The sequence below is a fragment of the Paenibacillus sp. NPDC058898 genome (assembly GCF_049316025.1).
Taxonomy (GTDB): domain Bacteria; phylum Bacillota; class Bacilli; order Paenibacillales; family Paenibacillaceae; genus Paenibacillus_AQ.
Map to the genome: position 1 here is coordinate 54,718 of NZ_JBMOSM010000018.1, position 16,091 is coordinate 70,808.

Consider the following 16,091-nt stretch of genomic DNA (forward strand, 5'->3'; position numbering starts at 1 on the left):
AAAATCCCGGTCATAATAGGTATCCCGCTTCCAGATGCCCTTCGAAGTATTCGCCAATCATCATCTGCCACTGCAGCTGAAGGAAGATTGACCCCTAGGATATCAGACCAACCCTACTTGAACCGTAAGGAAATGAGTACTAAAAGAAAAAGAGCAAGCGTGCACGGTCCTAAAAGGAAACCGTACTCTCTTGCTCTTTGCATGTACGCTCGGCTATGGCTTACCCCCCAAGGATTGCAACAATCAAACTGACAGGCTCCACTCACCCTTGGGCACTTTCAGAAAATACTAAACGACCGTTCCCCGGTAGAATTCAGGGAGAAGATGTCTCTTTTTTATCTGTCTACTTGGGCACTGCCAACTGTCTCGTGATATGCCCATGCGAAAAGCCGGCCAGATCCAGATTTAATCTGACCGGCTTCTTCAGAACCCTGCTAAGTATGCCTGCATTATCCTTACTTCGCCGGCTTTCTACATCCGATCATTGCAGATAAAGCGTAATCCGCCTTACTTCTTAACAGCCGTCTCTGCAAACTTGATCAAGTCTTCCTTGGTGAGCGGGCTGCCCGGATTGGTTGTGATGTTGTATACATGATCCTCATCTGACCAACTCAGTACATTTCTGACCCATTCAGGATGCTTCTTGGCTGTCTCGGCATCATAATCGTCCGATGTGTAGTACCGGTATTCGCCACTTGACTTATCCTTGTCAATCTTGTGGGATACTTGCATTTGCAAATTGTCTTTTCCATTTGCAAATGTCAGATTAATTTCGCCTATTTCCTTCCAGTCAAACTTTTTGTAATAAACGCCTTTTCCTTGGGCCTCAGCTTCAGCTTTCACTTCTTTTTGATACTCCGCGCGATTCTTGGCAATCGGAGGTTGAATGTTTCCTTTCACAAATTTATATCCTTCAGGCAGACCTTCCGGCTTTTGAAGCACAGGACCCTGCAGTTTGGTTGCCTGGTTCAGGTAATTCTCATAGTTTGTGAAATGTAACATATCCAGGTAATACAAGAATTCAGAGCCGCCGTTGAGATTTTTATCGCTTACGTACAAGAGATACATATCTCCTGTATTTTTCTGCTGCAGTTTTTGGCTGAGTTCTTTCTTTGCGGCTTCGACAGCCTTATGATCAGCAACAGCCGGAGCTTTCGCTGTGACCGCCTGTGCGGAATTATTGACCGTTGCTGCCTCCGTCATATTTGCGGTTCCAAACAGCATCGCGATTCCTGTTGCGACAACCGCCGCCTTAATTGGATATTTCATGTGTATATTTCTCCTCTCTTTTCTTATACTTAAGTGATGTGTGAAGGCTAGGCGTATCATTTGGGATCCCTTTGTGCCAGCTTCTATGATATAAACACAACCCGGGAAAATTAGGTTCACTCTTTTTGGGCAATTCCAGTAAAAAAATAAGTTATGAAACACCTATAAGTGAGCTGCCCGGGAAACGGCATCATCTATTCTCGTAGCGAGGGCCACATTTAGCAGATGTTTTCCTTGCGATTATAGAGTACTTAAGCTTTCCATAAAATTCATACATTCATAACATTAAAAAACCGGCCAGACTCATCATTGAATCCGACCGGCGTCCCTTCATGCCCTTTCTATATACCGCTGTGTAATCTGTGGTTACAAGTCTCCCGCTTGTCCCTACGACAAGCTATAAATAAGATATTTTACTTCTTTACTGCTGTTTCTGAGAGTTTGATCAATTCCTCTTTAGTAAGCGGGTTACCCGGATTAGTTGTAATATTGTAAATGTAATTTTGATCTGACCAACTCAGCGTGTTTCTGACAAAGTCGGGATGTTTCTTTGCTATCTCTGCATCGAATTCATCTGCCGTATGGTAACTATATCCGCTGTTACCCTTATCTTTGCCCACATAGTAGGCTACTTGCATTTGCAAATTGTCCTTTCCGTTTGCAAATATCAGATTAATTTCGCCCATTTCCTTCCAAACAAACTTTTTATAATGAACGCCTTTTCCTTGTGCTGCAGCCTCAGCCTTGACTTCTTTTTGATACTGTGTGAGATACTTAATAAGTGGAGGCTGAATGTTTCCTTTCACAAATTTATAGCCTTCAGGCAGGGCCTCCGGCTTTGTTAGCGTTGGTCCTTTTAGCTTGGCTGCTTGGTTTAGATATTCCTCATATGTTTTGAACCGGAACATGTTCATGTAATTCATAAATTCAGCGCCACCATTCAGCGCCTTATCCCGTACGTACAAAATATATAAATCTCCCTGATTTTTTTGTGCGAGCTTCTTGGAAAGTACCGCTTTGGCGGCTTCAACAGCCTTTTTATCAGCAGCCGACGACTTTATCACCGTCTGTGACGATTTATTGGCCGCCTTGCTTGCGGATGCTTCCGTCATATTTACTGATCCAAACAACATCGCGATCCCTGCTGCGACAACCGTCGCTTTCATTGCTTTGTTCATATGTATTTCCCCTCTCCTTTACACCTGTCTGTGATATAAACACAGCCCAGGAAAATTTGGTTCACTTATTTTCAAAAGAAATGCAATAGCTGGCACTGCAGAGGTCCTAATGATGGCGGCAGCATGGTCTTACGACCTTTTTTATAGAATTCCCGACTATTCAGGCTGTTTCGTCCCCATCTAAAAAAGCAAACACGGAGAACGCCAAACAAGCCGACGCCGATGAAAGAACGAAGCCAGCTTGCTGTCTTGTGCTGTTAGTTAAAGGAGCTTCCCGCCAAGTAAATCGTAAAAACCTTGAGTTTTCCCCATGCTATCCGCAAAATTCACTTACGCAAGATAACCATTCATGTTATTGCAGCTTAAATGTAGGATTTCGGTCTGGATGCCAGATATGATAAACCTTGATATAAAGATCAAGTTCAGTTCCGTCAAACCCCGGGAAGACATGAGCACGCTCGTTGGAGACCCATGGAGTGCTTCCCTCGATATAGACAATTCTGGAGAGGATTTGTTCACCCTCCTGTTCATAATATGTTTGATCAACACCTCCGAATCGTTCACTCGTGCTGCCCGTTTCCACATAGAGCTTTCCGTTTGCTTTGTAATAAGTCCACTTAACGGGATAACCTTCAACGTCCGTGGTGACAGTTTGTTTTTCACCAGATATATTCTTAAGCATAACCGGCTGCGCGTAATCTAACTTCGACTCATTCTCATTTTGCAGCATCAGTTCCATCGGCGTATCAGGAGTAATTTGAAGATCCGGCGGAACATCAAACCGTAACGTCTTCATGTCAGGTTTAAGTTCATCCCCGCCCCCGTTTCCTAATGTCATGTATCCTTCGAGCTTCCGGCCGTTGATGGACAAAAAGGTGTTTTTGTAGATTGGGTATTGATGCGCCTTCTGGGTCTCGATCTCAATCCGGATACCTGTCGGCCTAATAATCAGCTTGCGAATCGTGGAAGTTCCAAACGACGTTTCAAAAGGAATATTCAGTTCTCGCGTAGCCGAGGCATTCAAAGACTTCTCTTTGTTCAGGTTTAAAGTGCCGACATTCCACTCTCCCTCTATTTTTTGCCCCTCCACGAGATAAACCAAATCGAATGTGATGCCTTTCTGGTTAATATCTTCCCAACGATAATAATCCCTCGATCCATAAACTCCATCCGCGTCCGGCCAAGCCGCGCCCAGCCTCTCCGATTTCACCAGTTTACCGTCTTTCATTAACTGGATTCGCGGCGAGGCCGTATCCGCAGCTTGCTTATTCATATATCTAAGAGATGACTTGATCTGTACCCCCTCCGCCCCTTGATTCACCACCTCAATGTTCAAGGCGTCGATCCCGTCTTTTTTAATCGGGAAGGTCTGGATGCCGTTTCGAGAAGGGTCCAGGTTAAGCGGAACCCGTTTGTCACGGTACTCCTGCAGCCCCCGTACAATCAATTGCACATCCGTCTCTACGCCGGAAAATGTCCAAGCCGTTTCGAAAAAACCGTTATATTGCTTATTCTCCGTGTCCCATCTATGCGAGTAGTATCCGTTTTTCCAGTACATCTCCATCTCTCGGCCGCCCTTGACCTGCGTGATTTTCTCTCCATCCGCTTTGCGCAGCTCTACTTCGGAAAATCCCCACTTCCGTGCCTGTTTGTCTTTCGGATCAAAACTGTACAGCAGCGTGGTCCCGTTGTCATCGGACATCGCTGAATCAATAGTAAAGGTAACGCCGCTTGCGGTAACGCTCTTGTTAAGCGTTTGTCCGAATCCTTGATCAAGCGCCGCTTTCAATCCCGGCCGAAACGTAAAATCCCATTTTTCGGACATAGAAGCAAGCACCGGGGTCGCAATAATAACAAAAGCAATCGACGACAAAAAAGCAAGGCGGCGCCCATGCAAAGATCCAGTGCGCTTTGCCCGTTTAACCACTGTAGGCGCTTGTTCCTGTTGCCTACCAGCCTCAATTTTAAGCCACATCTCGTCAAAGTCCGGGTAGGTGTGGTTACCTTCACCGCCCAGTTGCTGTGCAAGAACTTTCTCCTCAGGTGCCTGCTTGCTCATACTCCGCACCATCCTTCCCTCTGATAGTTTTGGCAATCTGCCCTTGCGGAAGATCTTCTTCATCGAGCTCGTGCATCATGGCCTTCATCAGCTTTAGCCCTCTATTCAAGCGGGACTTCACCGTCCCAAGCGGGATATCCAGTACCTCTGCGATATCTGCCAAGGGCAGATCATTGGTAAAGCGGAGCATAACAACAATTTTAATTTTATCCGGCAGCCGGTCCATGCGGCTCTTCCACTCATCCTTCGTCTCCTGCTGCTCTACAAGGGCTAACGAAGACGGCGCAGCCTTTTCCCGCTGGAATATATGAATCAAATTCTCTCTCATGCGTCTCGCCTTGCTTGCTCGCAGATGGTTCAAACAATGATTGACGGTAATGCGCATCAGCCATGTTTTGTGATACTCAACCTGCTCCCAGCCGGAGGCTAACGCCTTCATAAATACTTCTTGACATACATCCTCGGCATCCGACGCATTGCGCAGCATATAGTAACAGGTCCTGTGCACGTCTTTGTTGTACCGTTCAAAAAACTCCCTGTCCGTCAAGTAGGCTCCCCACCTTTCTTGTGCTCTACTATATTATGTTAACAACACCGAGAGAAAAAAGGTTCATTTTCCTATATTCAGGATTTTGCAAAATCCTCATATTAAATAGCTCTTGCCAAAACTTCGGAATCTCCGTTGAATTCTCTACTTCAATCGATAATCGGATCGATTTTCCTAGGACGTTGAATGCCACTCTCCTGTAGTCCATTTCTTTGTTTCCCTTCAATGATAGGTGGAATGTCTTTGTACATAGCTGCCTCGTCCCGTTCGTCAGATACACAAAAAACCTCTGCCAGCAGATCGCCGACAGAGGTCTATACCCGTTACATATTTCGCTTTAAGATTCGTACCAATAGCCTTTAATTCCTCGTTCAAGCCGGACCAGCGCCTCCAAATAAAAATAATCTCCCCAGATCATATAATCATCCGGTGCCCGGTCCCCCCTGACATGATAGGATCCGTGCTTCAACAACCCCTCCGCATCCGGCAGGTCCATCGTAGAATAATGCTCCACCAATGCACTCATGCTGCGGTTCAAAGCATCCTCGAACAGTGTCCTGTCCGAATCATGGTCTTCGATAAGCTCCAGAAGCTCCAGCAATCCGCACGCTGCGATAGCCGATGCCGAGCTGTCGCGCGGTGTGCCCTCATCAATTGGCACATCGAAGTCCCAATAGACAACCCCATCCTCAGCCAAACGTTCGATAAAATATCGGGCAAGACGCTTGGCCGTATCCAAAAATGCCTCATGCTTCGTATATCTGTAAGCCAGTGCAAAACCGTATATCCCCCAAGCCTGACCACGTGTCCAGGTCGATCCGTCTTGGTACCCTTGATGGGTACCGCCCCGAAGTGCGTTTCCATTGTTAACGTCAAAATAAAACGTATGGTAGGAGGATCCGTCTCCACGCACCAGAAATTTCTGGCTCTGCAAGGCATGCTTCATGGCAACATCATAATACTTTGTTTCCCCTGTCTGCTCATGAGCCCAAAATAATAGCGGGAGATTCAGCAGACAATCGATGATGATCCTTCCCCCGTTCTCCGGATCATTCGCTGCCCCCCATGCCTGTATGATTTCCATTTGGGGGCGCCACCGTGCCAGCAAGGTGTCCGCCGCCTGGAGTGCCGTCGTACGAGCAGTTTCGCTCTCCGTTACACGCCACTGCGCTGCCGCAGACAGTGAATATAGAAAGCCGATGTCATGATGATCCAATGCCACGTGCCGATCCAGCCGATCTTTGAAATTGGTCAAATAAGACTCGGCCGCCTCCTTATAGTAGGGATAGTGCCCATACTCGTATGCAAGCCACATCATCCCTACATAGAATCCTTCGATCCAGTCGTTATTATCGCCCCACTCGTATCGCTGGCCCTCGATAATGTGCGGCAATTTCCCCGGATGCCTCCTAATGTTTTGCTTGATTTTCTGAATGGCATCCTCAATTGCACCCTTCCACATGTTCATCCTCCCCTTACTCCTGTTCTTGTGCTATATGTCCAAACGAAAAAGGACGCTTCCGTTCTGGGCATTCGTGACCACGATGTTTCCTTCGAGTGTGTACTCTACAATCGGAGGGAGGTCGTAGCGCCTCCGATTCTCCTCGCGGTTTGAAGCTCCGTATACGGCTGATATCAAAACATGTTCGCCCGGCTCCAGCTGGACGGTTAGCGTTGGAATCATTGTTCTTGGCTTAAGCAGGTTGGTATTGGCTTCCGGGTAAACCATGACCGCACCGCCGTATCCTTGCACATTGACGATTCCACTGATTCCGCCCGGCATCATCGCAGCCACCCGCTCAGGTTCCGCTTTGACCGCTTCGGTCTCGCTGAGGGCAAAATTGGTCATCCTTCCCACGGCAAATCCGCCCTCAGCCGCAGTCAGACAGCGGCTGGAACGAATATGGTGAATCCGTACATGCCACAGTCCGGCAGGAACCAGCCATGTCCGCACTTCGACATCATGCCAAGGAAGCCATCTGGAGTAAACATGCTGTTCTTCGATGCGGAACTCCTCGCAAAAGCGGCGTACACGATAATGCTCATCGCATTCGCTTAGAGCAAGCATCGAATCGTAAGCCCCCTGTCCGAGGCCATAATACCCTTTGGGAACACTGAAACCAAATCGCGTAGAATAGGCGAATTTTGCATATTTGGCTGCACTGTGCGCCATATCAAAGTTAGCCATCTGACCAGAAGCCAGAGCTGTTATATGTCCATCATCCTCCGGTTTGCAAATCAACATTCTGGCATGAGGCTGGGCTGACACTGATTTCAAGCTTGGCAGGGGTTCCTCTTCCACCATCCAGAACGGATGATCATCCGGCAAATCCAATATGAGAAATGACTTAAACGCCCAGTATGGTGATCCCGGCGCATTGTAGCTCTCCCCCATGATCAAATTGGGGTACGCGTATCCGATACTTAGCAAGCCATCTGACGTAAAGATAGGCTGGGCGAACCACCACCGCAAATGCCTCATAATGATTCCTTTGATTACGCCAAGGGAGAAGGGCTCCACGCCAGCGTATACGAGCGCGCACCAGAAGGAGACCTGCGCGAAGCGATAGGTTTGGCTTCGACCAAAGGGCAGACTGCTTCCATCCTCGGCGAACCAATAAATGAATTGCTCGGCAAACGCCTTCGCCCGCTCCCTATAAATCCGTGCACGCTCAGGATCATCCTGCTCCATCAGCTTCGCGTAGATCAGCGTATAGAAGTGCATCCCAAACGGAATATAATAATCCCGCTGATCTGTCTTGCCGTCCGAATACCATCCATCGCCTAAATAGTAAGTATCGATCATATCGAGATACTCATCCATAATGGCTTGATTGTAAGGCATGCCCACCTTCTTGAAGCCCATATTTACAAGCACCGTAAACATCAGCCAATTGTTCGGATTGGAATGATCCACGAGATTGATCTGATTGAGCCACCGGTACAGCTGCTGCTTCTCCTGCTCCTGCAATGGCTCCCACAGCTTATGCGGAGCAAGCGCCAGTCCAAATCCGAATACCGCCTGCTCGACCATACGCTGATCCTGTGTCGTAAATTCTCCCCAATATTCGGCATGCTTCGGGTCCGTACCATTCACGATGCCTTTCAGATACAGGGGCCATAAATCCGATTCGCCGCCTCCACTGGCATGAGGAATTAATCCCCATAAGGGTCTGGCAAAAGCCTCCATAACTGCAATGGCGTCATTATATAGGGCTGCTGTAGATCCAAGCGTTAGTCCAGCATATCCCGACGTGAATCGCTGCTTCAAAGGCTCCAGCGTGTCCAGGACGGCCTTCTGCAGATCAGCTTTGGTGCGAAGTGGAAGGCCTTGTAGCGATCCTTGTATCTGTTCCATGATCTCACTCTCCTCCTATCGATTATTAACTCCAAGACGTAAACTCGCTCGGCGTCATGCCAATTTCCCGCTTGAACAATTTGATAAAATAGCTCTTGTTGGCATAACCCAGATAGTCCGATATCTCCTCGACAGTCTTATTAGACTGTTGAAGCAGCTGCTTCGCCTTCTGGAGTTTGACCATATTGACATACTCGATAAAATTCTGGTTCGTTTCACGTTTAAACAAGCGACTGAAATAGCTTGAGTTCAAATTTAAATAACCGGCCATCTCTTCAAGCGTCAATTTCTCGGTCACGTGCTGAATCACATATTTCTGTGCCTGGATGATCTCAGAACGCTTAGAGCGGATGGATAATACGCTTAATCTGCGGGAGAGCTCCGTCAGATATGCCATGATCCAGCTCCGCAGATGCTCCATGGAATGAATATCGTTGATCGCGTCATACAGCTTCTCTTCGGTTATGCTGTCCTGAACCTGTAATGTCACTTTCGTTTTCATCTGTAAATCCATGAGCAGCTGCAGCACCCATTCTTTCACATCTGCAGGAGGGAACCGGTTTGTCTCCACCCATGCCGCCCATTCCTTTACAATCTCCTCTACGTGCTCAGTCCGATTCAAGGCCAGCATGTCATTGATCCGCGAGAAGAATACGGCATACTCTCCATACATATCTCCGCTGGTGAAGGACGCCTTCTCGTACCGGCAGATGCTGGATTCCTCCAGATAGAAGCGATGGCTCCATTCCTTGAGCATGGGCATTAATATAAGCCGAAGCTCTTCAGGTGCTGCGGCTTCCCGTCCCAATAGGCAGGTAACTGATATTTTCAAATATTGTTTCATGGCCGTTATCGCCCGCTGCAGGGAATAGTAGAGTATCTGCTGTTCCTTAACAGGGTCCTCGCAACAGATGAAAACAACCAGTTCTTTGTTGCTGTAATGAAAAATAACGCTGCGGTGCATTGAATCGAGCACTTCCTGCAGCACATTTTCGACCGCGAATGCAATCGTATAATCGTTCATTTTGCGGGTCTTTGAAACTTCGGGCATGCGGTCGATAGAAACAACGAAAGGCAAGTAATATCTGGCCTGAAGGTCGACACCATTTAACCGGGCATGCTTAATCCATGCTTCCTTTGTCCAGGATAACTGGTACAGGGTATCCTTCAGCAATTGATCTTTTAGCGCGGACCGATTGAGCGATTCCTTCTGCATATACATCATCACTTCTGCCGCTTTGTGCTTCTCCTTGCTCAGATCAACGGCGATGTTATGCAGCAGCTGCTGCAGCTGCTCTACATCCAAACTCTCTTTTAGAATATAATCACTCACTTTCAGCTTCATAGCTTGTTGCGCATACTGGAACTCGTTATGACAGGATAAAATGACAGCTCGAAACAAGGGATTCACTGAGTTGAACTTTTCAAGCATCTCCAGGCCATTCATCTTGGGCATTCCGATATCCGTAATAATAATGTCAGGCTGCTTAAGCTGTGCATCCTCCCAAGCCTCCAAGCCGTTCGAGTAACAACCAATCAATTCAACACCCAGCTCTCTCCACGCAATGCTTTGTGACAAATAGCGTACAACAGGATAATCATCGTCCACCAGAATCGCTGTCAACACCATGCTCACCTCTCTCCACCTCGAATGGAAACTTTAACGTGATGTTTGTTCCAATGTCCTGCTCACTGTAAATCTCCAGTTGGGCGTTCGTTCCGTAGATCAGACGAAGGCGCTGAAATACATTCTTGACACCAATGCCGGAAAATCCCTTTTTGGCAGGTGCTGCTGCTCCCTGAACCGAGTCCACATTGGTACGCAGCTCTTGAAGCGCAGCCTCACTCATACCGATCCCGTTGTCACGGACCGTGATGCTGATGTCGTTAGCTCCTTTTTCAGTGATATGGACCGCCTCAATGAAGATGACTCCGGCAAACTGCTCATAGCCATGAATAATAGCGTTTTCAATTATTGGTTGAATCATGAAGCGCGGAACTAACGCTTGCTCGCAGCCTGCCTCGTAATTCACCTCTAGTCTCACCTGGTTGGCATGCCGGAAATTCATGAGCCGGATATAGTGATGAACCGTCTGCACCTCTTCATGAAGTGGAATAAATTCGTTATCGCGGTTAATCGTCATGCGCAGCAGGGAAGACAAGGAAGCAATCAATTCGGCGTTCTCTTTATCCCCTTCGATCAGTATGTTAAGCCGGATGGAATTCAGAAGATTGAACATAAAGTGCGGGTTGATCTGAGCCTGCAGCATCTCCAGCTCGGCCTTTCGCTTCTTGGCCTGTTCCACGGTAATTTGCTCAATATTGGATTCGATTCTGTCCAGCATATGATCAATCGTCCGTGCGAGCTGAGTCACCTCGTTGTTGCCGCGTATCCCCGAGCGGATATCCAGCTGCCCTCGGCCAATGCGGGTTATGAAGCCGCTCAGTTCCCTCATCGGCTTCGTAAATGCCGAAATCAACACCATCAGAAGGATACAAAATAAGGTAAAGAAAAGCACCTGCAGCCCAAAACTGATTAATAAAATCTGTTTATACTTGGAGACGGCCGATGATAACGGGATTAAGCTGACCAGATTCCAAGTATTCGGGCGAATGGACTGTTCGGCGTATACATATTCCCGGCCGTCCATTTCAATCGTTCTTGCACGTTCATCCTGATTCCACCAGGTCATTCTGCTTCCGATTAGGGACGGATCGGAGTGAGAGATGACCACGCCCTCCTCATCCAACAGCATCATGTCCTGGTCTGAATTAGAGCCGCTCTGAAGATGGTTGCGGATTTTACGTTCATTCACGCTGATGATGACATAACCGATGATGCTGTTGGAGGAGGTTCTTATCGGTCGCCCGATCGTAACCAGATAAGAACCATCCTTGTCAGCAGTATGAAAATAATTGTCCTGCAATCCCACCCAATAGGTTGAGAACGAGGGAATTTGGTTTAGCTCCGCAAACCACGGCTGCTTGTATAAGATGGCCGGATTAAAGTCGTTGTGAGAATAATTGGTATATGTAAAATCGTTCTTTCCAAGGATGGTGACATAATAATCGTCATGCTGTCTAAAGAGCTCATCGAGCAGCCGGATCAAGCGGCTGTAGTTTACAAGGATCTCATTCTTGTATTCCTGCGTGCCCTGCTTCTGCCTGGACATAATTTGCTGTCTGATCTCCGAGTTCGTCAGCACCATGTTGGACAGCTCCAATGTTTGATCCAGAACGCTATTCACATCGGATTGAACCGCTTTTAGTGCATCCTCAGAGCTCACAATGGCCCTATCCAGCAGAAGATCCTTGGTTAAATAATTGGTAACCCAATATATTCCGCCCAGGGGAAGCAGAAAACATAGCAGTGCTGACCAGATTAATTTTTTTCGCAATGAAAATTTGGGAATCATCACAGATGCAGTCCTCAAATCTTAATGAATTGGAATAGGGAAAACCTGAGTTTTCCCCTTAACCATCCTCGTATCCTGTTCATGCATTAGGCATATCACGTTCTTGCGAACTCAGCCTAATTTTTATTACTATTTACAACCTCGGTAATCTTCTGATCGATGCTGTCGATCGTTTTGTCCAGATCATGCTTATTCAGAATATACAGCTCCGCTTCAGGAATCACAACATTCTTTGCTTCCTCGGCATATTTTACAGGCACCGGAGCTGATCCTGGCACCGTGTTATTAATCGTATATTTCAGTGACTCCACATCGATCTTCGATGGATCTTTCGAGGAGCCTACAATTGTATCGATCAGCTTATCCGTATCCGATTTGGCCCAGCCGGAGAATACTCTTCCCCCGATTTCGAGACCTTCGGACGTATACCATCTGACGAATTGATAAGCGGCCTCCTTATTTTCGGATTTTGCTGCCACTGCCATATATGTCGGTTGTACCGGGGAGTATTGTTTGCTTTCCCCTTCCAGTTTAGGCAGAGGTGCAAATACGGTTTCGAAGGTAGCCGGAATGGCGTCCGTTCCCCCAGACTCCGCCACCATCCAATCGCCCATAGGGAGCATAGCAGCAAGCCCGTTGAAATATTGATTACGGTAAGCCAGCTTTTGAGAAATAATATCTTCGTACGGGTTCGCACTTTTATCCTCATACATCATTCGCTTCATCATTTCCAGATTAGCTTTCAGCAGTGGGTCCTTGGCATTGGATGTTCCATCGCCTTTAAGAAACGTATTATCAGATGGCTTGCTCATCAATTGCAGCTGGAAGTAATCCGGCCAATTGTGCAGGTAAGCGCCATATCGTTTCTCGACACCGTCCCCCTTGGTCAGCTTCTTCGCGTAATCCTCAAACTCTTTCCATGTCCAGTCCGTTGGGATCGGCAGGCCCGCTTCCTCCAACATCGCTTTGTTCATAATGACGAACCAGCGCTGCATGGAGGATGGCAGTGCGTAAATTTTGCCGTTGACTCTGGTATCCACCAAGTATTCATCATCGTATTGGTAGCCATCTTGTTCTATGTAGCTCTCGAGCGGTTCAAAAAGTCCGATGTCTGCCCGCTGCGAATAATTCGTATAAGGAAGCTCGACGATATCCAACCGGTCATTTGAAGCGGCCATCAGGTCCAGTTTTTGCATGGATGCCAGCGAATCGCCCTTCTCGTTCAGGAGATCCAGCTCCACCTTAATGTTTGGATACTTCTTCTCAAACTCGGGTATAATCTTGCTCCATTGCGCTTTTGCATCTGTCTGCCACGTGCTTAGTTTCAACACAATTTGATCAGGTGCTGCTTCCTTGCCTGAGTCCGCGCTGCCTTGAGCGGCCGAATCAGACGTCGTGCTGCCTCCACCTCCGCAAGCCGAAACAATAAGCGCAAAGGATAAGCTTAACAACATCGCCGATAATCTCTTGATTTTCATATTGACCCTCCTCGAAAGTAACTGCTTCCCGTTATTCATAGAAGTAAGTGCTTACAAAATCATCCTATCATGATCGATCTTTTAGCGTAGTTCCCTATTTTTACGGAAGCCAAACTATTTTGACTTTTTATCAGCCCTTGACTCCGCCAAGCGAAATGCCCTCGATAACCTGCTTCTGACCAATCGCAAAAATGATAAGCAAAGGCAATATGGCCGATACGGCGCCAGCCATCATGAGGGAGTATACATCCCCGTATTGGTCCCCAAAGAGTCGGATGCCGAGCTGGATCGTAAACAGATCTTTGGACTTCAAGAAAATTAATGGATACTGATAGTCGTTCCATGTCCAGATGAACCGGAGAATCGCATAAGTAGCGACACCCGGACGGATAAGCGGAAGAGCAATCTGCCAGAAGGTTCGGAAGTGACCCGCCCCATCCATTTTGCCGGACTCGATATATTCATTGTTTACGCCCATGAAAAATTGTTTCAACATGAATGCTCCAATAATACTGAAGCTGTTCAACAGGATCAGACCCGCATGGGTATCAATCAGATTCATCCAATTGAACAATAAGAACTGCGGTACCAGCGAAGCCTGCGGCGGAACCATGTACAAAGCCAGAACAAGCACAAACATGGCATCTCTGCCGCGAAAACGCAGCTTGGAGAAGCCATAGGCTGCAAGTGCGCATACAAACACATTAATGACGGTCGTAGCGATCGTGATATAAATGGAGTTCCAATAATAACGTACGAACTGTCCGCTCCATACCGTTTGGTAGTTCTCTACGGCATTCCAATTTTTCGGAATCCATTCAATCGGAAATTTGAACACATCCATCTCCGGTTTAAAGGAGGTTGACAACATCCATACAAACGGAAGAATAAACAGAATACCGATGAAGGCCATAACGATCGTCCAAATCAATTTGGATATATTTAATTTCATGGGATACCTCTCCTCTCATGCCCGGCTAAATTCAATATTCGATGTCGATTAAGCTTCATGTGCTGCTTCGTGATCAAAGGATGACTTTTTGAACAACCTCTAATAGTTGACCCACTTCTTCTGAGCTAGCATCTGTGCACCCGTGATCAGCAGACAGATCAGGAACAGGATCAAAGCCATACTGGAGGCATAACCTGTCTTCAGCTGATTGAAGGCTGTATCGTATAATTCATATACGATGACAGTTGTCGAATTAGCCGGTCCGCCCTGTGTTAGAACTTGGATCAGATCAAAAATCTTGAAGGTGCCGATGATCCCGGTCACTAATAAGAAAAAGGTGGTCGGCGATATGCACGGCAGCGTAATACTGCGGAATTTCACCCATGCATTGGCTCCATCAATCTCGGCAGCTTCATACAGGTCTCTTGGGATGGACTGTAATCCGGCAATATAGATGATGATGTTGTACCCTAATAGGATCCACACCTGGATCATCATCAGGGACGGCAGCGCAAAATCGATATCCGCAAGCCATTTCGGCGGATTATCTATACCCAGGGACATCAGCGACTTATTCACCGGGCCAAGAGATGGGTGGAATAGAACCTGCCACACCATGGCGACAGCAACAATGCTTGAAATATAGGGAAGAAAGTAAATAACCTTAAAAGCACCCTTAAGATAGACCTGCCGGTCAATCAGTACCGAAAGTACCAAGGCCAAAATCATGGTAACAGGAACGGTAATAATGAAGACCAGATTGTTAACCAAACTTTGCATAAACGCACTGTCCTTGAATAGAGTGACAAAATTACTCAGTCCTGCAAATTTGATTGCGCCCATCCCGGCTACGAAGTTCCAATTCGTGAAACTTAGCAGCAAAGACCCAATGACAGGGATTAATGTCAAAATAAACAGCCCAAGCATTAAAGGAGCAACAAATAAATATCCGGCAATTTGCTCCTTCGCTGCCATGCTAAGATGGGCAGATTTGTTTGTTCGTTTCATACGTCTCTCCTCCTGGGCATTTTTGCTTAGCACCACATTTCACTTGTATCTCTATTTGAGACCGATGCTGTTGAACATAGAATCTGGATACCTCCATTGTAAAAAAGTCGCCTGCCGCTTATAAGAAAGAGAAATGTGCATTTTGGAACGAATTTTACTTTTTGTGCGTTTGCGCGGAACAAAAAAGGATGAGCCACGCTGGCCCATCCCTCTATGTCCAAATGTATTTAATTTCGCTAATTTCGCTCCGCCCGATATTCAATAATCCAGCAGTCTCGCAGTTCTCCTTCATGCTGTTCATGCTTCTCCAGCAGCCTGATCTTCCGAAAGCCGCACTTCTCGTAACAAGCAATCGCCCGTTCATTCCAAGCCTGCGGGTCCATCACGATCCGGTCAGCCTGCCTCTGAAACACGAGATACTCCACCATGGAAGTCACGAGCCTCGTACCGATGCCTCGATTCCAATAATCCGGCTCCCCGATAAATTGATCCGTGGCAAATGTTCTGCAGTCTGCATCACTCCCGTTATACCCATACTCGCCTAACGTCTCCTCATCCAAAAGATAAAACTGGATATACCCGATCGGTTTCCCCTCATACTCAATAATACAGCGGGTCTCATCATCATCCACATAGAAATGCTCCCGCACCCGCTCCACGTCATGAGGATTATCCCGTCCCTCGTAATACTGCAGCACATCCGGATTCGACAACCAAGAAACTAAAGATAATTCATCTTTCTCCTCCAGTTCGCGAACCGTAATCGGTCCAGCCTCGTACACCAGCATCGTGATCCCCCATCTTCCTTATTAAATCCCCAATTCTC

General features: G+C 47.1%; 12 protein-coding genes. All 12 read right to left on the reverse strand.

Going from position 1 to position 16,091, the window contains the following annotated elements; genetic code table 11:
- Positions 1 to 507: 507 nt before the first annotated feature.
- The 12 genes from ACOZB4_RS30160 to ACOZB4_RS30215 all read right to left on the reverse strand — a co-directional run bounded on the left by ACOZB4_RS30160 (position 508) and on the right by ACOZB4_RS30215 (position 16,053).
- Positions 508 to 1,269: a DUF4367 domain-containing protein gene (locus ACOZB4_RS30160; RefSeq protein ID WP_379414479.1), complete on the reverse strand. Its 762-nt coding sequence runs from the start codon at positions 1,267 to 1,269 to the stop codon at positions 508 to 510.
- Between the two features lie 413 nt (positions 1,270 to 1,682).
- Entirely contained in the window at positions 1,683 to 2,447 is a 765-nt protein-coding gene (locus ACOZB4_RS30165; RefSeq protein ID WP_379414478.1) for a hypothetical protein, read from the reverse strand.
- 352 nt (positions 2,448 to 2,799) lie between these two features.
- Positions 2,800 to 4,506 carry a DUF4179 domain-containing protein gene (locus ACOZB4_RS30170; RefSeq protein WP_379414477.1) on the reverse strand — a complete coding sequence of 569 codons (1,707 nt, stop codon included), beginning with the start codon at positions 4,504 to 4,506 and terminating at the stop codon, positions 2,800 to 2,802.
- Positions 4,487 to 5,053, reverse strand: a complete 567-nt coding sequence (locus ACOZB4_RS30175) for an RNA polymerase sigma factor (protein WP_379414476.1) — start codon at positions 5,051 to 5,053, stop codon at positions 4,487 to 4,489. Before ACOZB4_RS30175 ends, ACOZB4_RS30170 begins: the two co-directional genes overlap by 20 nt.
- A gap of 337 nt (positions 5,054 to 5,390) precedes the next feature.
- Positions 5,391 to 6,515, reverse strand: a complete 1,125-nt coding sequence (locus ACOZB4_RS30180; protein ID WP_379414513.1) for a glycoside hydrolase family 88 protein — start codon at positions 6,513 to 6,515, stop codon at positions 5,391 to 5,393.
- Between the two features lie 30 nt (positions 6,516 to 6,545).
- Positions 6,546 to 8,411: a DUF2264 domain-containing protein gene (locus ACOZB4_RS30185; RefSeq protein WP_379414475.1), complete on the reverse strand. Its 1,866-nt coding sequence runs from the start codon at positions 8,409 to 8,411 to the stop codon at positions 6,546 to 6,548.
- Positions 8,412 to 8,436: 25 nt separating this feature from the next.
- Complete coding sequence (locus ACOZB4_RS30190; RefSeq protein WP_379414512.1) at positions 8,437 to 10,041, reverse strand: response regulator transcription factor; 1,605 nt, start codon at positions 10,039 to 10,041, stop codon at positions 8,437 to 8,439.
- Entirely contained in the window at positions 10,010 to 11,809 is a 1,800-nt protein-coding gene (locus ACOZB4_RS30195) for a sensor histidine kinase (protein ID WP_379414474.1), read from the reverse strand. The genes ACOZB4_RS30190 and ACOZB4_RS30195 overlap by 32 nt, the downstream gene beginning before the upstream one ends.
- Positions 11,810 to 11,943: 134 nt before the next feature.
- Positions 11,944 to 13,305, reverse strand: coding sequence for an ABC transporter substrate-binding protein (locus ACOZB4_RS30200; RefSeq protein WP_379414473.1), 1,362 nt, complete (start codon positions 13,303 to 13,305; stop codon positions 11,944 to 11,946).
- Between the two features lie 130 nt (positions 13,306 to 13,435).
- Complete coding sequence (locus ACOZB4_RS30205; RefSeq protein ID WP_339269326.1) at positions 13,436 to 14,257, reverse strand: carbohydrate ABC transporter permease; 822 nt, start codon at positions 14,255 to 14,257, stop codon at positions 13,436 to 13,438.
- Between the two features lie 99 nt (positions 14,258 to 14,356).
- Complete coding sequence (locus ACOZB4_RS30210; RefSeq protein ID WP_076326148.1) at positions 14,357 to 15,265, reverse strand: carbohydrate ABC transporter permease; 909 nt, start codon at positions 15,263 to 15,265, stop codon at positions 14,357 to 14,359.
- A 236-nt stretch (positions 15,266 to 15,501) separates the two neighbouring features.
- The gene (locus ACOZB4_RS30215; RefSeq protein WP_379414472.1) at positions 15,502 to 16,053 is read right to left on the reverse strand and encodes a GNAT family N-acetyltransferase; all 552 of its coding nucleotides are present in this window, start codon (positions 16,051 to 16,053) and stop codon (positions 15,502 to 15,504) included.
- Between the last annotated feature and the right edge of the window lie 38 nt (positions 16,054 to 16,091).